The organism is Lactiplantibacillus sp. B652 (assembly GCF_023806745.1).
GTDB lineage: Bacteria > Bacillota > Bacilli > Lactobacillales > Lactobacillaceae > Lactiplantibacillus > Lactiplantibacillus pentosus.
Genome location: NZ_JAMSKY010000004.1, coordinates 121,248 through 142,678 on the forward strand (window position 1 = coordinate 121,248; position 21,431 = coordinate 142,678).

The 21,431-nt window shown below is 44.7% G+C and carries 17 protein-coding genes; 8 read left to right on the plus strand and 9 right to left on the minus strand.

What is annotated here, in order from left to right:
• Nucleotides 1-59: 59 nt before the first annotated feature.
• The 3 genes from MZO40_RS07045 to MZO40_RS07055 are packed head-to-tail and all read left to right on the plus strand — an operon-like array spanning nucleotide 60 to nucleotide 6,119.
• Nucleotides 60-2,114 (plus strand): amylo-alpha-1,6-glucosidase, encoded by a 2,055-nt coding sequence (locus MZO40_RS07045; RefSeq protein WP_065674832.1) that lies wholly within the window; start codon nucleotides 60-62, stop codon nucleotides 2,112-2,114.
• Entirely contained in the window at nucleotides 2,111-4,804 is a 2,694-nt protein-coding gene (locus MZO40_RS07050; protein ID WP_252133189.1) for an alpha-L-rhamnosidase, read from the plus strand. The genes MZO40_RS07045 and MZO40_RS07050 overlap by 4 nt, the downstream gene beginning before the upstream one ends.
• Nucleotides 4,805-4,829: 25 nt before the next feature.
• Nucleotides 4,830-6,119 (plus strand): MFS transporter, encoded by a 1,290-nt coding sequence (locus tag MZO40_RS07055; protein ID WP_252133190.1) that lies wholly within the window; start codon nucleotides 4,830-4,832, stop codon nucleotides 6,117-6,119.
• Nucleotides 6,120-6,261: 142 nt separating this feature from the next.
• Here the strand turns inward: MZO40_RS07055 and MZO40_RS07060 are convergent, their stop codons facing one another.
• Complete coding sequence (locus MZO40_RS07060; protein WP_105961440.1) at nucleotides 6,262-6,786, minus strand: GNAT family N-acetyltransferase; 525 nt, start codon at nucleotides 6,784-6,786, stop codon at nucleotides 6,262-6,264.
• 161 nt (nucleotides 6,787-6,947) lie between these two features.
• On the opposite strand from MZO40_RS07060, the gene MZO40_RS07065 reads away from it, so the two are divergent.
• Nucleotides 6,948-7,595, plus strand: a complete 648-nt coding sequence (locus MZO40_RS07065) for an SDR family oxidoreductase (RefSeq protein WP_050339647.1) — start codon at nucleotides 6,948-6,950, stop codon at nucleotides 7,593-7,595.
• Nucleotides 7,596-7,686: 91 nt separating this feature from the next.
• Here the strand turns inward: MZO40_RS07065 and MZO40_RS07070 are convergent, their stop codons facing one another.
• Complete coding sequence (locus tag MZO40_RS07070; protein WP_105961441.1) at nucleotides 7,687-8,580, minus strand: LysR family transcriptional regulator; 894 nt, start codon at nucleotides 8,578-8,580, stop codon at nucleotides 7,687-7,689.
• Between the two features lie 127 nt (nucleotides 8,581-8,707).
• Here MZO40_RS07070 and MZO40_RS07075 point away from each other — a divergent pair, with 127 nt between their 5' ends.
• Nucleotides 8,708-9,481 carry a sulfite exporter TauE/SafE family protein gene (locus tag MZO40_RS07075; protein ID WP_050339644.1) on the plus strand — a complete coding sequence of 258 codons (774 nt, stop codon included), beginning with the start codon at nucleotides 8,708-8,710 and terminating at the stop codon, nucleotides 9,479-9,481.
• A gap of 296 nt (nucleotides 9,482-9,777) precedes the next feature.
• On the opposite strand, the gene MZO40_RS17395 is transcribed toward MZO40_RS07075, so the two are convergent.
• The 3 genes from MZO40_RS17395 to MZO40_RS07085 all read right to left on the minus strand — a co-directional run bounded on the left by MZO40_RS17395 (nucleotide 9,778) and on the right by MZO40_RS07085 (nucleotide 12,028).
• Nucleotides 9,778-9,909 carry a hypothetical protein gene (locus MZO40_RS17395; RefSeq protein ID WP_080390157.1) on the minus strand — a complete coding sequence of 44 codons (132 nt, stop codon included), beginning with the start codon at nucleotides 9,907-9,909 and terminating at the stop codon, nucleotides 9,778-9,780.
• Between the two features lie 75 nt (nucleotides 9,910-9,984).
• Nucleotides 9,985-10,854, minus strand: coding sequence for a 4-hydroxy-tetrahydrodipicolinate synthase (dapA, locus tag MZO40_RS07080; protein WP_050339643.1), 870 nt, complete (start codon nucleotides 10,852-10,854; stop codon nucleotides 9,985-9,987).
• Between the two features lie 7 nt (nucleotides 10,855-10,861).
• Nucleotides 10,862-12,028 carry an aminotransferase class I/II-fold pyridoxal phosphate-dependent enzyme gene (locus MZO40_RS07085; protein ID WP_105961442.1) on the minus strand — a complete coding sequence of 389 codons (1,167 nt, stop codon included), beginning with the start codon at nucleotides 12,026-12,028 and terminating at the stop codon, nucleotides 10,862-10,864.
• Between the two features lie 99 nt (nucleotides 12,029-12,127).
• On the opposite strand from MZO40_RS07085, the gene MZO40_RS07090 reads away from it, so the two are divergent.
• Nucleotides 12,128-13,501: a PLP-dependent aminotransferase family protein gene (locus tag MZO40_RS07090; protein WP_105961443.1), complete on the plus strand. Its 1,374-nt coding sequence runs from the start codon at nucleotides 12,128-12,130 to the stop codon at nucleotides 13,499-13,501.
• Between the two features lie 267 nt (nucleotides 13,502-13,768).
• Here MZO40_RS07090 and zwf read toward each other — a convergent pair whose 3' ends face one another.
• Nucleotides 13,769-15,256 carry a glucose-6-phosphate dehydrogenase gene (gene zwf, locus MZO40_RS07095; RefSeq protein WP_105920744.1) on the minus strand — a complete coding sequence of 496 codons (1,488 nt, stop codon included), beginning with the start codon at nucleotides 15,254-15,256 and terminating at the stop codon, nucleotides 13,769-13,771.
• Nucleotides 15,257-15,379: 123 nt separating this feature from the next.
• The gene (locus MZO40_RS07100; RefSeq protein ID WP_003639409.1) at nucleotides 15,380-15,727 is read right to left on the minus strand and encodes an SdpI family protein; all 348 of its coding nucleotides are present in this window, start codon (nucleotides 15,725-15,727) and stop codon (nucleotides 15,380-15,382) included.
• 318 nt (nucleotides 15,728-16,045) lie between these two features.
• Between MZO40_RS07100 and MZO40_RS07105 the strand changes: the two genes are divergently transcribed.
• Nucleotides 16,046-17,209 carry an MFS transporter gene (locus MZO40_RS07105; RefSeq protein WP_105961444.1) on the plus strand — a complete coding sequence of 388 codons (1,164 nt, stop codon included), beginning with the start codon at nucleotides 16,046-16,048 and terminating at the stop codon, nucleotides 17,207-17,209.
• A gap of 126 nt (nucleotides 17,210-17,335) precedes the next feature.
• On the plus strand, nucleotides 17,336-18,928 hold the full coding sequence (locus tag MZO40_RS07110) for a sodium:proton antiporter (RefSeq protein WP_105961445.1): 1,593 nt from the start codon (nucleotides 17,336-17,338) through the stop codon (nucleotides 18,926-18,928).
• Nucleotides 18,929-19,207: 279 nt separating this feature from the next.
• Here MZO40_RS07110 and nrdI read toward each other — a convergent pair whose 3' ends face one another.
• Both nrdI and MZO40_RS07120 read right to left on the minus strand, forming a co-directional pair.
• A complete protein-coding gene (nrdI, locus tag MZO40_RS07115; protein WP_050339638.1) occupies nucleotides 19,208-19,693 on the minus strand; it encodes a class Ib ribonucleoside-diphosphate reductase assembly flavoprotein NrdI in 486 nt (161 codons plus the stop codon).
• 261 nt (nucleotides 19,694-19,954) lie between these two features.
• Complete coding sequence (locus tag MZO40_RS07120) at nucleotides 19,955-21,325, minus strand: hemolysin family protein (protein ID WP_050339635.1); 1,371 nt, start codon at nucleotides 21,323-21,325, stop codon at nucleotides 19,955-19,957.
• Between the last annotated feature and the right edge of the window lie 106 nt (nucleotides 21,326-21,431).

Below are 21,431 nucleotides of genomic sequence, written 5' to 3' on the forward strand. Positions count from 1 at the left end.
TAGCAAACTTGTAAGCCTTTTCAACGGGCGGCGTTGATATGCAGAGAGGAAGAAAATAAATGTCGAAATGGATTTGGTATCATGGTGATTTTGAAATTTATCATGCAATGAAACAAAACTTTGATCGTGAAGAGCGTGGAATGACTTGGCCGGCATATTGGTATACTTCTAATTGGAACCATAATGTTTACTTTAAGCGAGATTATGAAGTTACCCACAAGCAAACATTCATTGTTCATGCGAAGGGCAAAGGATATGTAAAAATTACGAATTTAGGTTCAGATGAGCATGAGTCTAAATTTCCGTTAGATACTAAAATTGAAAGCCCAATCGGTCACATCCGTATCCAGGTGTTTGTTAGTAATATGCAGGGATTGCCGACAGTTTTGGTAGAGGGCAATCAAATATTTAGTGATGAAGAATGGGTCGCTTCTAATTTTCTGGGCTCTGACGTTTCGGTAGGGACGAGCAAGTATTTTACGCATGCCAATCAGAACCCAATGAAGTTTGAATATTCTCAGAGAAGACTTATGGCGTCAAAAATTGAAATCATTGATGGAGGAACATTATATGATTTTGGTCATGATATTACTGCCCAAACTTTATTTAAGTTCAACAATAATTTTCAACAGATTACTCTGTCATATGGTGAAAGCCGAACTGAAGCGCTTGATGTACTTGGAACATATCTCAAGCATACTTTAAAAAAAGAGAAAGATCCTTTGGGGCAATATTATCCAGAAACAAAAACTTTCGTTACAAAATTACGTGCTTTCAGGTATATATATGTGCCGGATGTTTCCAATCTGAAAAAAATCGGACAATTAAGCGTGAATTTTGAATATGTTGATTTTCCACAAATTGGTAACTTTAAATCATCGGACAATGAATTGAGCCAGATTTGGAAAATCGCAGATAGAACACTTAGGCTTTGTTCAGGTGTCTTCTTCATCGATGGCGTGAAAAGAGATCGATGGGTTTGGGCTGGGGATGCGTATCAATGCTACTTCATGAATCGATATGATTTTTTCGATAAGGAGATTGTTGAGAGAACAATTTTAGGATTACGTGGCGAATTAGATATTAAACAACATCTAGATACGATTGTTGATTACTCACTGTATTGGTTGATTAGTATTGAACTTTACTATGAAACGTTTGCAGATAAGAACTTTGTTAATAATATTTATCAAAAGATGAAACGTTTAATGGATTATTCTTTAGAGCAAACAAATGATTTGGGCTTTATCTATGGACGTAAAGGAGATTGGATCTATATTGACTGGGCCGATATAGATCGCAATGGAACGTTATGTGCAGAACAGATGTTATTGGCACGTGCCCTCCAAAGTATGGTTTATATCTCAAAACTTCTGGGTAAAGATGATACTTTTTATCAAAAAAAATATCATGATCTTCGCCAAAATATTGATCATTATTTCTGGAATGCTACAAAGCATGCTTACATTGACAGCTATGAATCTGGGATGAAGCATGTGAGTCGTCACGCGAATATTTTTGCAATTTTATTTGGCTATGTGGGACAAAATCGTGCAAATGAAATAGTTAGAAGTGTGTTGCGTAACGATAGAATTGAGCCAATTAAGACACCGTATTTCAAGTTTTGGGAATTGGAGGCACTCGCCCAAATTGGTAAATATAAGTATGTCCTAGATGAAATTAAATCATATTGGGGTGGAATGTTGGCTAATGGTGCAACGACTTTTTGGGAACAATTTGATCCAACCAAGCAAGGAAGTGCACGCTATGAGATGTATGATGACAAATATGGTAAGAGTTTATGTCATGCATGGGGTTCAAGTCCTATTTACTTGATTGGAAGATATTTAGTTGGTTTGCGGCCGACAGCACCAGGATATGGGACATATGAAATCAATCCACAATTAAAATTACTTAATGATTTTGACTGTACTTTTCCGCTTAGTACCAGTGGAGACAAGGTTGAGATGTCAGTACACGAGGGTACTTTAAACATAACCGCAACAAGGCCTGGTGGTGTTTTAAAGTTGAGCGACCGTAAAATGACGATTCCCGCTAATGAAACAATCGAATTATCAATTAATGAAAATAATAATTGGAAGGTGAAAAAATGACTAAATATCGTGTTTATGGTTTACGTGTTAATAATCAGAGAACACCAATTACGGTTACTTATCCGGTAACTTTTACTTGGAAGTTAATCAGTGGTAAGCAGAAGCGCTACTTTTTAGAAATTTCTACTGATAGCGACTTTACGACACTTGTCTTAAATATCGAAAAGTTTACTTCTAATACCAAGTTTGTACTGAAAGATAAAATGCTTGACTGGAACACAAAGTATTATGTGAGAGTTCGGTCTTTAAATAATAAAGATGAACTGTCCGAATGGTCGACTGTTCATACATTCGAATTACCAGTTGTTGAATGGTCCGCTAAATGGATTCGACCCAAGAAGCAAAATAATCCAGATCATCCGTTTCTAACTAAATATAATTTCAAAACAACTGCTCCAATCGAAAAGGCTCGCCTTTACATTACGGCTCAAGGTGTTTACCAAGCCAGTTTGAATGGTAACCGGGTTGGCAACGATTATTTTCGCCCCGGTTTTACTGACTACAATCATCGTCTTCAATACCAACAATATGACATTACAAACTTATTGCAAAATGAGAATGAGATTCAAGTGTTAGTGGCAGATGGTTGGTTCACAGGTTATTACGGTTGGGATCAAAGCAAGGACAAATTTGGTCATCGAACAGCTTTATTGGCTCAGTTACAGATTGAATATATCAATGGAGAAAAAGTAACTATTGGCACGAATGAAAATTGGAAGTTTTTTGATAATCCAATTCAGTCTGCGGATATTTATAATGGTGAGACAATAGACTATCGCGTCCGAAATGCCATTATCGGAAACGGTGAAATGACCGTTATCAACTACCCAAATAAAAAGTTAGTCCCACAAGAAGGCCCGAGCGTGCACCAAATTACAACGCTTCATCCTCAAAAAGTCTTAAAATCTACTCCAAACGAGACTATTTTGGATATGGGGCAAAACATGGTTGGTTGGGTTCGTGTGAAAGTCCATGGCAATAAGGGACAGAAAGTGATAACTCGCTACGCTGAGATTATGGTCAAACATAAAGATTTTTACACAGATAATCTTCGGAATGCGAAGGCAATGGATACGTATCTCTTAGATGATGATACAGAAGTAATCGAGCCCCATTTTACTTATCATGGGTTTCGCTGTGTACAAATTAAGGGGCTCGGTTACGAACTGAATTCTGAAGATGTTGAAGGAATTGTTCTTTCATCAAAGATGCAAGTTACAGGCAGTTTCAAAACTGATAATGAAAAATTAAATCGATTAGAAAAAAATATCGAGTGGTCTTTGAAAGCAAATTTCTTTGATATTCCAACTGATTGTCCACAACGCGATGAACGTTTGGGATGGACAGGCGATGCGCAAATCTTTGCCCCAACGGCGAGCTTTTTAGTTAATACTCAGGGCTTCTTCAAAAAGTGGCTTAAAGATGTTGCCTTAGACCAAGCTGATCAAGGTGGTGCAGTACCATTAGTTGTTCCGGATGTGCTAAAAGGAATGCTAAGTGATGGTCAGATGAATACAACAACCGGTTGGGGCGATGTTGCTACTTTTGTTCCTTGGACATTATATAAAATTTATGACGATAAGGAAATCTTAGTTAACCAATATGACAGTATGAAGTCATGGGTAGATTACATGATGAGTCGTGGTGATAACCCATATTTATGGGACACGGATATTCAACTCGGTGATTGGTTGGCACTTGACTCACCGCATAAAGGAGCCGATCCTGTTTTTGGTGCGACAAGCACAGCATTGGTTGCCACAGCTTTTTTCGCTGAATCGACACGAGTCTTAGCTTCAGCAGCCAAGGTGTTGGGGAATATGAGCGATTACTTGTTCTATCACAGCGCCTATGAAAAGATTGTTGAGGCATTTCAGTCACACTTTTTAGATGCTAACTATACACTGGTTTCAAATACTCAAACTGCAAACACATTAGCGCTTAAATTTAATCTTCTAGACGGACAAGCAAAACAAGTAGCCATCCAAAATTTGGTTAACATGATTTACAACAATAATGATCATATTGTGACAGGGTTTCTTGGAACGCCATATGTATGCGAAGTTCTTGCAGATAATGGCTATCAGGATCTTGCATTTAAGTTACTTTTCAATGAAGATTATCCCTCTTGGCTATATCAAGTAAACCATGATGGACCAACGATTTGGGAACGTTGGAATTCTGTCATGGATGACTACACGATGAATCCGGATGGAATGAATTCACTTAATCATTATGCATATGGTGCAATTGGTAATTTTTTGTATCGCTATCTAGGTGGTATTCGGTTGCGCAAACCTGGTTATAAAGAAAGTATAATTTATCCAGTACTTCCCAAAAATAACAAAGTGAATCATGTTGCAATCCAATTCAACAGTGAGAATGGATTGATACAGAATACATGGACACGTAAAGGTTACCAATTCCAAATGGATACGATTGTTCCTGACAATACAGAAGCAATTATTGTGTTGCCGACGCCAGCGGATAAGAAAGATTTGTTAAATAAATTACAAATGAAATATCCGAAAATGATTGTGGGATTGACTGACAAATCAACAACTGAATTTATGGGCGAAAAATATCCGCTTGGACCAGACTCTGAGCGTTCGTTGACAGTATTTGGAGCCGATGCTGTTGTGATAACAGTTACAGGTGGAACTTACAATTTTGAATATCAATTAGGATAATTTACCTAATTACAGGAGAAAAATCATGGATACAAAACTTAATGAGAACGAACTCGTAAAGAAGTACCGTCCGTTGGCAACTGCCGCAGGAGTCGGTTCAATGCTTGGATCCGGAATTATTATTGGCTTATCAACAACATTAGCTGTATGGCAGGATGGATTGCAACTCTCAAATAGTCAAGCAGGGACAATTTCAGGTGTTTTGACTTTAATGATTGGATTTGGCTCTTTATTTGGTGGAAGAATTGCTGAACATGTTGGCTTAATTAAAACGTTTAATTGGATTAATTTGTTTTATGGATTTGGAACCCTTATTTGTGTATTTTCTACTAACTTTGCAATGCTTGTTGTTGGAATTGGAATTGCTGGGATAACTTCTGGGATAGATCTTCCAGTTTCTTTAGCGGTGATTTCACGGGATGCACCAGATAAATCGGTGAATAATAAGTTAGTTTCCTACACACAGATTTTCTGGCAGCTCGGAACCTTTGTCTCTTCGGTAGCAGCTTTTATCGTTTCTAAAGTTAGTGGGGCTATGGGCGCACGAATTGTCTTTGGCGTTTTGACAGTGATTGCTTTCTTTGCCTGGCTCTGGCGGCTAGAATCTCCAACATTTAAAAAATTTCATGCATTAGGTAATGAATACTGGGCCAAGATGGACTTGGAAAATAAAGATGAGTCAAAAGCTAACAATGCATCTGTTATTAACGTTTTATTTCACCAAGGTAAGGGAAAATATATGAAATTCTTTATTATGATTATTTCATATTATTGTTTATGGAACTTGCTTGCCAATACATGGGGACAATTTGGAACGTTTATGTTACGTAAAGCAAATGCTTCGCAAAGCCTGGCTACTGGGGCAGGGCTAGTAATATCATTCTGCGTAATGGGTGTGATTGCCTTCTTCTCGAAGGTTTGTTCTAACAATAAGTCACGTATGAGTTCATTTATTGTTGGAGCAATTATTACTTTTGCATCTTTCATCTTGTTAGGATTTTTTGGAACAGCTGTCATCGGTATTATTTTGGCCCAATTTTCTTATCAAGTTGGTGCGTCGCTTGCCGGCGAAGCAATGTATAAAGTTTGGACACAGGAATCATTTCCAATGGGGGTAAGATCTTCTATCCAAGGAATTGTCAACGGAACATCGCGACTCTTGTGTGCCCTGTTTGCGATTGTAACGCCGTCATTAGTTATGCCTGGCCGTATTATAACAACAATGTGGGTATTTTCAGTTGTCGTCATTATTTATGCGATTATTGGTGTGGTAATGGGGAGAACTCAGAAAAAGTATGGCATTGATGCTGAATAAATCAGGTTAAGTGGCAAATTGTAAGGGGATGCTTTTCTAAAAGATAAATAGACCCGGAATCTTGATTCCGGGTCTATTTATCTTTTATTGGGCTAGAATTAATGATATTTTAGAAATGCTTACACCCGCCCAGGAAAGAGGATCACGGTAACAGAATTTGATAAGCATTCCGCGCCTCATCTGGTTGATGATCAATGTAAATCACGCCGCGGTAGTCAAAGCCGGCTTTGGTGATAACGTGTTGCATCCGCTTGTTTGACAGGTGGGTGTCGATGCGGATTTGGGGAAATCCGAGTTGATAGCTGATGGTCATTAAATTACTGAAATAAAAATCGGCTAAATGCTGACCATGGTAGCCATTTGCGATGGCGATACGATGGATGGAAGTGTAACGATGATGAGTCGTTGCTTTCCAGGAGCCATCGCTGATTTGAGCATAGTTGGGGTCCGGTGTGGTCAGTAGCGTTGCAGTTCCGGCAATTTGGCCATCGACGATCAAGACCCATGCGAGTTTGGCATCAATATCCGCTTGAAGGTCCACTGATTGGGGATAGCCATCTTGCCACTGAGGAATTTGGTCAGCGGCTAGGGCCGTTTTGGCTTGTTCAATAATCGCCATCATGGCTGGTAAATCTGCACTGGTGGCTTGACGAATGTATTTTGACATAAAAATCACTACTCTCGTTTAGATGCACACATTATAAGCCAATTCATTAACCTGGACAAATCAGGAACACAATAATTCTTTTTTGACGGGGTAAGTTTTATAATAGAACTTATATAATGAACTGATGTCAGTGAATTGATAATGATGATAGGAGTGACTCGATGAAAGTCTTTGTAATTGGTGCCCATGGTCAGATTGGTAAAAAAATCGTCTCAAAATTGGTGGCTCAAGGCGATCAAGTCTACGCCGGTATTCGACAACCTGAACAGGCGGAAGCCTTTGAAGATGCGGGTGCTGAACCCGTCCAGTTCAATTTGATGGCTCAGCCTGAAGACTTAGCCTTGGCTTTCAAAGGGATGGACGCCATCGTCTTTTCTGCTGGTTCTGGTGGTCAGACTGGTTACGATATGACGCTGATGATTGATTTGGACGGTGCCGTCAAGTCGATGGAAGCGGCCGAAATCGCCGGCGTTAAACGTTACGTCATTATTAGCGCCGAGTTTACCCCAGACCGCAGTCGGTGGCCACGTGCATTACAACCTTACTATGTCGCAAAGTACTATGCCGACGAATGGTTGAAGACGCGCACTCAGCTGGACTATACGATCCTGCAACCAGGAACGTTGTTGAACGACGCTGGAACTGGTCAAGTAACGGTCAATCCGGAAGTGGGCGGCGAAATTACTCGTGATGACGTTGCGACCTTCACCGTGCAAGCCTTGCGGACACCCGCAACGATTGGTCAAACGATTGCGTTAATCAACGGAACGACGCCAATTGAAACCGCAGTGCAACAAGCCGCTAAGTAATATCATGATAACTAAGAAAACTCACGGTCATGCGACGATGGATTTTGTCGGATGATTGTGAGTTTTTGATTCTCGCAACGTCACCTCAAAACTAAACCGACCAGTCCACCGATTGAAAGGCCGCAATCAAGTTAGAGCGAAGCGCGGCCTGGGGCGGACTGAATTGCATTTCGCGGCGATATGCGACCCCGACATTAAACGTTGGTACCTCGCTATCAGCTAAGGTGATGCGGGTCAAGCCTATCGGTAGTGCGACGGAATTACTGAGTAGGGCGATTCCCATGTGGTTACGAATCATATTCAAAATACTACCGATTTCGTTAGATTCGAAGACCACGTTAGGTCGAATATGATGCTGCCGACATAATTGGCGAAATGCTTGGCGATGGACAAAATTGTCCTTCAAGGCGACAAATTGCCGTTCTCGTAAGTCTTTAAAGTGCACAGTTGCCGCTTGAACCAAAGGGTCGTCCGTCGCGATAATAATACTGAATGCCTGCGTATCAAATGTCGTCAGTTGAATCGCTGGGGCATCGAAAACATTGAGATAGGCTAAGACGGCCAGGTCTAATTGTCCGTTTTGGAGGCTTTTCAAGGCTGCTAGCGATCCTTGACTGACGGGCTGAATTTGGTTGAAAAGCGTGGTCGGAAGTTGACTGGCGACGCGCGGAAAATAATTAATTTCGATAATCGGAGGCATCCCAATCACCAGTTGGTCGGCCGTCGTATGGGCGACTTCTTGACGCATGAGTTGGGTCTCCGCCAGTATTTTTTGGGCATGCTGTTGGACTTGCTGCCCGGTCGTGGTGAGTTCAACGGGCAGGTGTGGATTGGCGCGAATCAGTAACTGAGTGCCTAATTCACGTTCTAGTCGTTGAATCGCCGCAGTGATGGTCGGCTGACTAACGTGAAAACGGGTGGCGACTTGTGAAAAACTTTTGAGCTCAGTGAGCGCGAGATAATATTGCAATTCTTTAATATTCATTGATAATCCCTTATATAACAGTATTTTGATAACTAGTATTATGAATGGCTATTATAACATGTTTATTTGACTATGCTAATCGTTGTGACTATGGTAGGACTATTAAGAGAGAAGGGAACGTTGCAAAATGTTCGCGTATGGCACATTGATTATTATTTTAATTGTTGTTGGTATCGTTGCCGGAATCGTTAGTACTGCCGCTGGCTTGGCGTCGCTGGTCTCATATCCGGTGCTATTGGCTTTGGGCCTGCCACCGGTGACGGCCAATGTGACCAATACGGTTGGCTTAGTTTTTACGAGTTTTGGCGCCGTACCAGCGTCGCGGCGTGAATTACGAGGGCACGGCCGCGAGCTCAAAGTTTTATTACCACTGACGTTGATTGGCAGTATCGTCGGCGCCATTTTGTTATTTGTGATTCCCGCTGCGACTTTTGCCAAAGTGGTGCCGTTTTTCATTTTAGTCGCCGCCGTGTTAGTTTTGATTCCACGGCATATTCACGTTAAGCAGCCGGGAGAAGTCGTCGTTACGCCCAAATGGGTCACGGCATTGGCCTGGCTCGGGATTTTCCTAGTGGGGACGTACACCGGTTACTTCGGTGCGGCTGGTGGCGTCCTGATGTTGTCGATTTTATCGTTTATTAGCGATACGCCATTTGCGGTGTATAATGCTCAGAAAAATCTGGCGTTGGGACTTGCGAACATCGTGTCAGCCGTTGTTTATGGCTTGCAGACGCCAATTAAGTGGCACTATGTCATACCTTTGGGAATCGGCTTTTTGATTGGTGGTAGTCTTGGACCACACATTGTTCGACATGTGCCTGCTCAGTTGCTCAAAATTGTGATTGGCATCGGTGCGCTGGGATTAGCGGCTAGCTTGTTCAAGTCGGCGTATGGACTGTAAAGTAGTCTTGCGGTAAGTGTGGCCGACGCCAATCCATACTTGGACTAGCAATACCTAGAAATACAGGTCGGCAACACAGCGAGCAAACAAAATCGTCGTTGTTAGCATTCCTCTTGAATGTCGACAACGACGATCTTTGTAACAGCGCAAGAATTCAGCCTCCAGATCTGGTACACGTTTCATGCACACTCAGCCACCCACTGCACTTAATGCACAACACAAAAAATCGCGATCATTTTGAGCAACGTCTCAAAATGATCGCGATTTTTGATTGGTCAAGTCGACCACCACTAATATTAGTCATGATGGCGTGACCGTGTGCCGAGAAAATAGGCGCCCACGGCTAGCAAAATCAAGAAACCGATGATGCCAAAGGAGCCACCCATCCACATGAATGGCATGCCACCTGTAAAAGCCCAACTACACATATTTGGTCACCACTTTTCAATATTGATTCTAAGCTCAGTATACGCCAGATGCACGTGATAACCAATCGTTTTGCATTAGGCTAGGCAGTTGAGTAGTTGACGTTGCTCACTGGTCGATAGCGGTAGGATTGGCAAGCGCGGTGTGCCTACCCGATGGTGTTGTGCGTTCAGGGCGGCCTTGACCGGTGCTGGTGAGGGCTGGTTAAAGAGGGCGGTCATTTTTGGAATCAGTCGGCGCTGGATTTGGGCCGCTTCCGCAACTTCGCCTGTCGTTAAATGAGTGCGCATCGCTGCCATTTCGGACCCAAATAGGTGACTGGCGACAGAAACAACCCCTTGTCCGCCGTAGACCAACGCCGTCAGGGTCTGCGCATCTTCGCCAGTGTACACGAGAAAATCGCGGGGCGCGTCTTCGATGATGGCTGCCAGTTCCTCGTCAGTGCCGCATTGCTTGACCGCGACAATATTCGGATTTTGCGCTAACGTCAGAATGGTAGAAACGTTCATTTTTACGCCGACGCGTCCGGGAATATTGTAGATCATGACTGGGAGTCCGCCCTGTTCCGCAATCGCGGTAAAGTGGGCGAGCATCCCAGCTTGATTCGGTTTGTTGTATGGTGGCACGACGACTAGCGCGGCGTCGATGCCGATAATTTGGCTGACGATATGGGTGAATTTGATGGTCTCAGCGGTATTGTTGCTACCGGTGTTGGCAATAATTGGCACGCGGCCGTGGACAAAACGGGCGGTCCGTGTATACAAGTCGCGTTTTTCAGCAATACTTAACGTGGGACCCTCACCAGTCGTGCCGCCGACGACTAGACCCTCAGTCCCATTCGCTAGCAAATATTCGATGAGTTGTTCAAGTTGCTGGTAATCAATGTGGTGCTGTTCATCGAACGGCGTGACCATCGCGGTGATGATGTGGGCGCTTGATAATTTCATGTCCTGTTTACTCCTGACTAGCGGTTTGGACCCGCCATAATGCAAGTTGATTCATACTTTCACGGAGGACTGATTGGCTGGCGGCGTAGCTGATTCGAAACCAACCTTCGCCACTGGCCCCGAATGCGGAACCGGGAACGACTGCGACATGGGCCTCGTGGGCAAGCCGGGTTGCAAAGTCCCAACTTGAGCCTTCAAAATCAGTTGGCAACTGCACGAAGATGTAGAAGGCGCCGGTCGGATAAATATAATTGAGGCCAATCTCACTGAGTCGCTTGACCATATAATCACGCCGCTCCTGATAAACGGACCGCATTGCCGGGCCATCATCCAAGCCATTGGTCAACGCTTCAATTCCAGCGGCCTGACTAATTGAACTGGTCGAGGTCACGAGGTATTGGTGGGTCTTCTTCATCTCGGCAATCAGGTCGTGCGGGGCTAAAATAAAGCCCAGTCGCCAGCCGGTCATGGCATGTGATTTTGAGAGCCCGTTGATGGTGATCGTTTTGCTTGGATACAAGGTGGCAAAGGCGGTGTGCGCTTGCTCGTAAGTCAGTTCGCTGTAAATCTCATCACTGATAACATAGATGCCAGCCGTGGCAATCACCTTTTGGAGCGCTTGCAGTTCGTCTCGGGTGTAGGTGACGCCAGTTGGATTGGTCGGGTAATTTAAAATCAACGCTTTGACGTGGTCGAGGACGTGCTCATCCAGTGCCGTTTGCAGCGCGGTCGGTGTTAATTTATAGCCGGTCGTGGTGGTATCGATGGGAACTAACTGTGCGTTGGCCATGGACACGACCGGTTCATAACTCGTATATGCTGGCGTCGGGAGCAGGACCGTATCACCGGGATTCAGAATCGTTAGTAACGCCGTGGCAACCGCTTCTGTTGCACCGACCGTGGCAATGATTTCTTCTGGGTCATAATTTAATTGATATTTTTGATTAAAATAAGTACTGGCCGCGTGCTGCAGGGCGGCGAAACCCATCAATGGTGAGTAGTGGGTCCAATCATCACGAATGGCGGCAATGGCCGCCTTTTTGATGTGTGCGGGTGTCGGTAAGTCGGGCTCGCCAACGGTTAATTTGAGAATGTCAGGAATCGTACTGATGGCTTCGTCAAAGCGACGGATGCCAGAGACTTGAATTTGCTGGATACGGATATTCGTTTGCATATTGAGACCTTCCTCTCCTGGTGATTACCGTCTATAATAGGGGATAATTGTCATCTGAAAAATAGACAATTTTGACAAAAATGAAAGGACAGTTGTCAAATGCCACTAAATCGCTCTGAACGAACGCCAATGTACCTGCAACTTTACCGACAATTACGTGCTGATTATGATGACACGCGGGCCAATCAGCCGCTCTGGTCGATTCGTAAAATGGCGCAAAATCTCGGCGTCTCGAAAACGACCGTCGCGCAAGCCTATGATCAGCTGGTTGCGGAAGGAATCGTCTATAGCGTTCCTGGCAGCGGCTATTATTATCGTGACCAGGCGGATTGGTCACCGGACCAACCGAGTACGGATCAAATTGTGGCCCCTAAGACACCAGTCCCGGTTAAATACGATTTTCGTTACGGTGTGACCCAACTGTTGTCCCCAAGCTGGAATGCATGGAAACGGGCGGTGCGCTTAGCCCTCCGACAAACGGAACAGCAGCCGACCGCCATTTATCCGGATGCCCAGGGCTTACCAGCATTGCGGGCGGCACTGGTGCGGTTTCTTAAAACAACGCGGGGCGTACACGCCACCCCGGAGCAAATTGTGATTACCAATGGCGCCAAAGCGGGCCTCGGCATTTTATTGAGTATTTTACCGCGCGCCACACTCGGTATCGAAAATCCGGGTTACCGGGGATTATCGGACTTAGCTGCCAGCTATGGCCACACGGCGGTGAATATCCCGGTAACTGCCGATGGACTGGATCTTGCGACAGTCCGGCGAGTGAATCCGCAAGTCGTTTATACGACTCCCGGGCATCAATTTCCATTAGGTGTCATCCTGCCGATTGAGCAACGGTTGGCGTTGTTAAAGTGGGCAGGGGCTGACCACCTGATTATTGAGGACGATTATGACAGTGAATATCGTTATCGTGCGCATCCATTGCCGGCGCTCCAGTCATTAGCGGCGGCCAACCAAGTCGCATACCTGGGCACATTTTCGCGCGGCATTGACCCGACGTTGCGGATGGGATACCTGGTCTTACCACCACGGCTGGTCTCGGTCTATCACCAACACTATCAGTATCAGGCAGAAATGGTGGCGGGCTTGTTGCAACAGGCGATGGTCAATTACTTTGATGATGGCGCCTACTATCGGCATCTGAGTCGTAATCGTAGTACGAATCGGCAAAAATATCGCTGCTTGTGTGATCAACTCAAACGAAGCAAACAGATTCGGCCCATCATGACGGGGGCGGGGGTTCATTTGGTCGTTCAGATTCCAGGTATCGACCAGGCGACCTTACTGAAAGCGTTGGAACAACAGCAAGTGCGCATCTATCCGCTCAATTCCAATTGGACGGCCATGCCATCAGCCGACTATTACTTGTTAGGCTTTGCCGGGCTGACATTGGCGGATTTGAAGGTCGGTGTTCAGCGACTGATGCAAGTCTGTGAACGGCTGAGTGCGACGGGAGCGTAATCCTAGTTTAGCTTAGTCATTGTCTGGGCAGGGGCGATGAGTAGTTGGTTTGGCAATCATGCAAACGAGCGGGTCTGCACCGACTAATGAGCCGCAAGCCAACTGATGCCTATGTTGGGCCTTGATCGCTGTTAATCAAGCAAAACGGTGGGGGCTACCTAACAAGCAAATCGAGGCCCGCAGTCGCACATTTCGTACAAAAAAGGTTGGCATCACTCACAGCGAGTCATGCCAACCTTTATTTGTTCAGTAATTTAAATTAATACTTTAGTTCCGGTAAACCCAACGATGACCGTCTTTGTGCAAGAGTTCATCGGCGGCGTCTGGGCCCATTGTCCCAGGCCGGTAGTTAGGGAAGTCCGGTTGATGTTCGTCCCAATACTTCTGAATGACATCGACGAATTTCCACGAATCAGCAACTTCTTGCCAATGGGTGAAGTTCGTGGCGTCACCATTCAGTGCATCGTGTAGGAGCCGTTCGTAAGCTTCTGGACTGCCCGCGGTCGCTTCAGCGTCGTGGGAATAGTTCAGCTTGACCGGTGTCGTTGCAAAACCTTGGCCGACTGCCTTGGCGTTCATCCGTAATTCAAACCCTTCCGTTGGTTCAACGTTGATGGTGAGAATATTTGGATCAAGACGGGTTGACGCATCATCATTTTCAAGCACATCTTCGTGGTTGAAAATGTTAACGACTGGCCGCTTGAAGACCACGTCGATCCGCGTGAACTTATCAGTCAAACGCTTACCAGTCCGAACGTAGAATGGCACGCCTGACCAGCGATAGTTGTCGATCATGATTTTACCGGCAACGAAACTGTCGGTGTTGGAATCTGGTGAAATCTTATCTTCATCACGATAAGCCTTAACGCCGTCATCGCCAGCACCATATTGCCCACGAACAAAGTTAGTTGCCACTTCTTCGGGCTTCAATGGCCGTAAACTCCGCAGTGCCTTGACTTTTTCAACATCAATGTCTTTTTCAGTGAATTCGACGGGTTGATCCATCGTTAACAGACTGAGAATTTGTAAGATGTGGTTTTGGACCATGTCGCGCAAGGCCCCGCTATTGTCATAGTAGACGGCCCGTTCTTCGACACCGAGCTTTTCACTCAAGGTGATTTGCACGTTGTCGATGTAGCGGTTGTTCCATAGTGATTCCCAAATATTGTTACCAAACCGAATAGCCGTGATATTTTGAATCATTTCCTTACCAAGGTAGTGGTCGATCCGGTAAATCTGGTCTTCATTGAAGGTCGCCGTTAAGTGATCATTCAATTCTTTAGCACTGGCGTAGTCATGACCGAATGGCTTTTCAATGATCACCCGGTTGAACCCATTGTCCGTTAAGATATTTTCAGAACGCAAGTGTTGCGCGATCGTCCCGAAGAAATTGGGGGCCATCGCTAAGTAGAAAATCCGGTTGCCCTGTAAACCATACTGGGCGTCCAACTTTTCTGATAACTTTTTCAGGGTCATGTAGTGTTGCGCATCAGTCACGTCATGTGATTGATAGTAGAAATGGCTGGCAAACTGGTCGACGTCTTTTTGGTCAGCGTCTAAATCAGCCAGTGAGTCACTAATGACTTCGTGATAATGTTCATCAGTCCATGGACGACGCGCCGTGCCAATCACGGCGAAGTGGTCCTGGAGATAACCTTTTTGATATAGCTTAAATAACGACGGATATAATTTCCGTTGGGCAAGGTCACCAGTTCCACCAAAGATGGTGAATAAGGCAATTTTTTCTTTACTCATCAATTTCACTTCTTTACTTAGAGTATTTTAAACTGAAACATGCTTGTCAATTGTTATTTAGGATAAACTACCAGTATCAATATTAAGCAATTAATCGAAATGGTCAATTATAAAGCACTGGAATTACGATTGCGACTGTTTAGGAAACTGTAATTTCAGTTCGTGTTCGGTGGCCATGTTTTGAACAATTAGGCCAACTGCCAAGGCAATGGCCTGAAACTTGAAGCTTTGTAATAGGGCAATCTGGAATAAGCCGCCAGCCAGAGCGCCAATTAATAAAATGGAGAAAATTTCGATACCAACCATTGAATAAAAGCGCTGTGCAAACCGCCACGTCTTCTCGTTTTGGATGGCGCGTCGTGACATATAGCCCGCCAGTGAGCGCATTTTTGGCATGCGGACGCGTTGATAAATCCAAAGCAGCAGAATTACGAAGAATCCTAACGCTAACCCAAAGCTATTATTCGCCATGTTGTCACCTCAATTGTTTGTAAGTTACACTTGTTGGCAGTGTTTATTATATTATAGCAATCATTAGGGGTATGAGTCGACAATCAGGTTCAAAAACCGGACATTTCAATTTTAACTTTTTGGATAAGTCCGAGTTATTATCGCAAAATGTGTCTCGGTTCGGCCTGCTGAACAATCCAATGGTGTCCTGATTTAGATTGCTCAACTGTGTGGGTCCTGCTGAGGCTGATGGGTGGTAAACCCGGCCGAGTAGCGTATACTAGCTAGGGATAGTTTTGACAATGAGTTAACTAAATTATTTAGAACTGAGGTGAGCGGATGCAAAAAGAAGTTCGGTTGCGGTGGCTCTTTTTGGCTAACTTGCTGAACAACGCGGGGGCGGCCTTCATGTGGCCACTCACAACCATCTATATGCATAATTATTTGAAACAGAGCCTGACTTTTTCAGGCATTGTGCTATTTTTGATGTCGATGGCGATGATTGCCGGCAACTACTTAGGTGGACACTTGTTTGACCATTGGCGGCCATACTTTACAGCTTTACTGGGTGGCGGGATTTCAACCGTCATGCTGGCAACGCTGATATTCTGGCATAGTTTATGGCCATACGCGATCGGTTTAATTATTGTCGGTTTTGGGGACGGTATCAGTATGACGGTCGTGAATGCGTATGCGGCCACGGTGACGACGAGGTCTAATCGGTACGTCTTCAATATGTTGTACCTCGCTCTCAACGTCGGCGTCGTTATTGGGACGTTACTCGTCGGCTACTTGCTAGACTTAGGCATTAGCGTGGTCTTCATCGTGACGACGATTTGTTATCTGGGATTGATGACGATAACGATCAGTACCTTCAACGTGACACCGGCGCACCGGACAGCGACGGCAACAACTAAGGCTGCGGATACGACTCCCAGTAATCATCGTCAATTGATCTGGATGATCTGCCTGATGATTTTTACGATTTATCTCAGTTATGCGCTGTGGGAGAGTATTTTGTCCGTACACATGACCAACTTAGGAATTCCGTTCAGGCGCTATAGTGAAGTCTGGACGATCAATGGCTTGCTGATTATCGTCAGTCAACCAATCGTGTCGCTATTTAACGAGCGGTTCAAAATTGGCACCCAGATTGGCTTTGGAATTACCTTATTTGCGTTGTCGTTCTTAGGACTCGTTTTTGCGCGCCAATATGTTGATTTTATTATTATCATGGTCGTCTTGACGATTGGTGAAGTGATTGGATTGCCAATCGCACCAGCATGGGTCGACGACATGGCGGCGGATGATCAACGCGGCAAGTATCAGGGCCGCTATAACATGGCATTATCGCTGGGCCGGGCCGTGGGACCACTGTTCGGTGGGATGATGGTGGCCCAATTCTCATACTCGTTGCTATTTATCACGGTGACGGTTTTGATGCTCGGAAGCTTGGCATTAGTGTTATGGCGCGCACGCCGTGAACATTTATTAAACGGTTAGGTTGTGCGATTAAAATGCAAATCAGCTTTCAGAGCCAGTCACTCTGGAAGCTTTTTTACTTCGATGACCAGACAGATAAGGCTATGCAAGGGCATCTAAGTTAATTATTGAAAATGGGGTGAGTACGTGAACTTAATGATTTCGACCTTTATTTTAGTCATCGCAGCTGTTGTGAGTATCTTTATTTCCCGGGTAATACCACAAATCTCGGTCAACTATCTTAGCCTGTTAGTGGGAATGATCCTATTTTGTGTGCCCATCTTAGGGAACCACATTGAAAAATTCAATTCTGAGATTTTCATCGGCCTAATTGTTGCACCGTTACTATTTTTCGAAGGTCAAGCAACGCGCTTGAATGTCGTCGGGCAGGAATTCAAACACATTATTCAAACAACGGTGGTTTTAGTTATTCTGGCGATGATTGTTGCGGGCTTTAGTTTAGCCGCACTGGGCGTCGTTAGTTTGCCATTAGCCTTTATTCTCGCGGCAATCAGTACACCGACGGATGCGACGGCAATGGAATCCGTGACTAATGGTCTAGAAATGCCGACCACTGAGGGCACCTTCTTGAAAATGGAGTCGCTATTCAACGATGCTTCCGGCATTATTTTATTGAACATGGCTGTCTTATGGTATGCCAACGGTTATATCAATTACGGCCAAACGATGATGGATTTTATGATTTCAGCGGGCGGTGGCGTGCTGTTCGGGTTTGTTAGTGCCTGGATCCTGGTGCTGTCACGCCAGGTGTGGCTTCGGTCCTCGTACAATGCCTTGAATGCGTCATTGTTAATTTATATTATTACGCCTTTTATTTTGTATTATGCTGCCGAAGCCCTGCACGTGTCTGGAATTATTGCCGTGGTCGTTGCGGGGTTGGTACACAATGCGGAAGCCCAGCGGAGTCGACTACTCAATTCGCAGCAAGTACATTTTGCCTTCGACTTAGTCAGCATGATTACCGAAATATTCAACAGCATGGTATTCGTGGTGCTAGGCTTTATGTTTATTCAAATTTTGGTGAACGACCACTTTGGACATGGCTCCCTGAACTTTTTGATGATTGGGGTTGTCCTGTATGTCAGCACGGTCTTGGTCCGGTATGTTTACGGCCGGTTACGGTTAAATTTCAAAAATCGCCCAGCTTGGATTTTTTCCCTAGGTGGTGTACACGGGGCGGTGACCTTGGCGTTGGCTTACACCTTAGCGGATACGGCAGTTGGGCGAACGGACTTTAATCTAGTGTTGATGGCGGCTAGCACCTTGATTATTCTGAGCATGGTGGTCCCAACGGTTATCTTTCGGTGGCTCTTAAAACCCGCCGTAACGGATGATGAGGCAGCCAATGAAATAGATAAAATTCGTGTTGAAATGGTGCATCAGGCCATTGATACGGTCCAAAAAATGTACTTGCCAGCGAACGTGAAACAGTCCGTTATTTTTGATTTGATGACGCAAAAGCAGCGGACGCGAACGCGTGATTTTACGCGTGCCTGGTTCGATGTTGTCCGCCATCCTGAATTTACGGGGGCGGAAAAGGAACTGGAAATGCGCGCATTTATGAACGCCTTAGCACGGGAACGCGACTATTTGGACATGATTTCGCAGCGCGAAGTTAAGTATCAAAAATACGTGTTCAAATTATACAACGAAACACTATTAGCTGAATCACTGATCATCGGGCCAACGATTTTTGATAAGGATAAGCCCAACGAGTAGGGCATAGGCCGATTGTGCTAGTTAATGCGTCACGGATCCTGATTTAAAAGTGCCGATAATGTGTCTTATTATTCGTTCGCCGATGATCGTCCAGTCGGGAACCCGTGGGAATGGCGAGTGAAGGAGACCTATTCTGGCGCAATTGGCTATCGAGCATTAGGTAATTTGAGCTTCATGTCATTGGTAAATCAACATCAATGCCATATAAGTCGTCGCACAAACAAAAAGGGTCCTAGCAAGCGCATTAGACGTGCGGTTGCTAGGACCTTTTTGAGATCGTTAGAGTGGTTGGTTATCGCGGTAAGCGGCTAAGCGTTCCTTGATGACATTGTAGATGCGTTCGGTATCGACCGAAGTACCACGAAGTTCATAGTCGGCGATGAAATCGGTATCAAGTTGTTCAGCGTAGCGCCGAGCAGTCAGGCAATACTGTTCGTTGAAGTTCCGGTTACCAGAGCCAACAACGCCTAAGCAGTAGCGTGAATTTTGGTCATAGTTCAAATATTCACCGAGAACGTTGGTCATTAATTCTTTGACCCCGTTGTCAATGCCGTTACCACCGTCGAGGTAAGTTGGGACGAAGGCAAAGTAAGGTTCAGTCTCAATCTCGAACTCAGATTGTTCGGTAATTTCCTTTAAATTAACTAATGGATTGCTATCATCAGCGGCATGCTGGGTCTTGGCGTAGTCTTGCATACCGGTGACAAATGAGCGGGTGTTTCCTTCGATGGAAATATAAATAATATTAATCGTTGATTCACTCACAGTCGTTCCTCATTTCTGTTTTTACATTAGTCTTAGTTTACGCTGGGCACTAGTTAATTGCAAACGACGCGGGTTCCGAATCGCCTAAGTTTAGGCGGATAAATGGCGGCTTAAGGGAAATTTAAAGTTTATTAAATGAGAAAGTCGTGGGTCCACCAATAGCGCCCTGAAATTTACGTGAGTAGGCCAGACCTGCAACCCGTCTCGATAGTCATTGATGTCACAAAAAAACCACCCAGCAACGTGGCTGAGTGGTTCTATCTAGTTAGCTTGTTCTTGGTCATCATTGTCATCAGGAGTGGCTGGGGTCGTGGTTGAACTGACCTCAAACCAGTTGATGTAGGCATTTTCAAAATCAAGCGCTTTGAAATTGAAGTTGCCGATTTGAATGGTATCACCAGCTTGAATTTTCGGGAAGTTGTCCAGAATGTAACCCGTCAATGTAACGACATCTGAATCCTCAAATTCTTGTAAGTCGGTCTTGAAGTACCGTTCAAAATCATAAATCGTCATTTTTCCGCTAATGCGGTAAGTGCCATTGGCTTGCTTTTCGATGTATTCGTTCGACACATTATCGATTTCATCATTGACCGTTCCAAATAATTCTTCATAAATATCTTTATCGGTCACGATACCACTGGTCCCACCATACTCATCGACAACCACCACGATTGGGGTTTGCTTATCGATCATTTTCTGGAGGATCGCTTGAATCGGTGTCGTTTCTGGAATCGTAATGATGTTTCGTAATAACTTGTTGACGCGAATATCATCGTCGACTTCACCTTGGCGAATCAAATCGTAGTTGTAGACGTAACCTAAAATCTTATCCTTATCGTTGTTGGCAACGACGGGTAGGCGACTGAAGCGTTTCTGTAAATAAACGCGAATCGCTTGCTTGACGGTGTCATTAATATCAATGACGACCAGTTGCGTTCGGTCGATCATGATGTCTTTGGCAATTTTGTCGTTGAATTCAAATGCCCGTTCCATATAAAGATAATCGTTACGTTCCAACTCACCGCCAGTCACGGCGTTACGTGATAAGTTCAGGATTTCAGCTTGCGAATAGACGTCATTGTCTTCGTTCGCCACTGGAATCCCTAACATTTTGACCACGCCAGCCGATGAAACGTTGAGTAACCACACGAATGGGTAGAAGACCACGTGGAACCACCGTAATGGCGTCGTAATGACCGCCATGACTTTCAACGGCATATCGATCGCGATGTTTTTCGGTACGATTTCGGTCAAGACGACTTCCAAGTAAGTCAATAGGAAGACCCCAACTACGATACTGATTCCCCGGAGGACAGTCGTTGAAACGGAGAGGTTGAAGATTGATAAGAAATCGAGAACAAAGTGTTCAGTGGTTTGTTCACCAATCCAACCTAAGATGATTCCGGCTAATGAGACCCCGACTTGAGTTGTTGAGAGGTACTCGTTCAGATTACGAACCATGTGAAGTGAAGTTGCAATCCGTTTTGACGGTTTATCACGCTTTTTTTGTTCTTCTTCGAGGGCGCTGGGTCGGGTCTGAACGAGTGCAAACTCACAGGCCACAAAGAACGCCGCAACGAAGAATGTAATGACAATAATGACTAAATTAACAATTATCTGGCCACTGTCCAAAGAAACATTCCTCATTTCATAATATTAGTTACTTTGATTATAACGCGAAGTAGCTTATATTATAAGGCTTATCCCCGTTTTTGTCAGCCCTTGAGATAGTGATGCA

Coding starts and splice junctions, on each gene's coding strand:
- MZO40_RS07045 (WP_065674832.1), top strand. CDS start 60: ATGTCGAAATGGATTTGGTATCATGGTGATTTTGAAATTTATCATGCA.
- MZO40_RS07050 (WP_252133189.1), top strand. CDS start 2,111: ATGACTAAATATCGTGTTTATGGTTTACGTGTTAATAATCAGAGAACA.
- MZO40_RS07055 (WP_252133190.1), top strand. CDS start 4,830: ATGGATACAAAACTTAATGAGAACGAACTCGTAAAGAAGTACCGTCCG.
- MZO40_RS07060 (WP_105961440.1), bottom strand. CDS start 6,786: ATGTCAAAATACATTCGTCAAGCCACCAGTGCAGATTTACCAGCCATG.
- MZO40_RS07065 (WP_050339647.1), top strand. CDS start 6,948: ATGAAAGTCTTTGTAATTGGTGCCCATGGTCAGATTGGTAAAAAAATC.
- MZO40_RS07070 (WP_105961441.1), bottom strand. CDS start 8,580: ATGAATATTAAAGAATTGCAATATTATCTCGCGCTCACTGAGCTCAAA.
- MZO40_RS07075 (WP_050339644.1), top strand. CDS start 8,708: ATGTTCGCGTATGGCACATTGATTATTATTTTAATTGTTGTTGGTATC.
- MZO40_RS17395 (WP_080390157.1), bottom strand. CDS start 9,909: ATGTGTAGTTGGGCTTTTACAGGTGGCATGCCATTCATGTGGATGGGT.
- dapA (WP_050339643.1), bottom strand. CDS start 10,854: ATGAAATTATCAAGCGCCCACATCATCACCGCGATGGTCACGCCGTTC.
- MZO40_RS07085 (WP_105961442.1), bottom strand. CDS start 12,028: ATGCAAACGAATATCCGTATCCAGCAAATTCAAGTCTCTGGCATCCGT.
- MZO40_RS07090 (WP_105961443.1), top strand. CDS start 12,128: ATGCCACTAAATCGCTCTGAACGAACGCCAATGTACCTGCAACTTTAC.
- zwf (WP_105920744.1), bottom strand. CDS start 15,256: ATGAGTAAAGAAAAAATTGCCTTATTCACCATCTTTGGTGGAACTGGT.
- MZO40_RS07100 (WP_003639409.1), bottom strand. CDS start 15,727: ATGGCGAATAATAGCTTTGGGTTAGCGTTAGGATTCTTCGTAATTCTG.
- MZO40_RS07105 (WP_105961444.1), top strand. CDS start 16,046: ATGCAAAAAGAAGTTCGGTTGCGGTGGCTCTTTTTGGCTAACTTGCTG.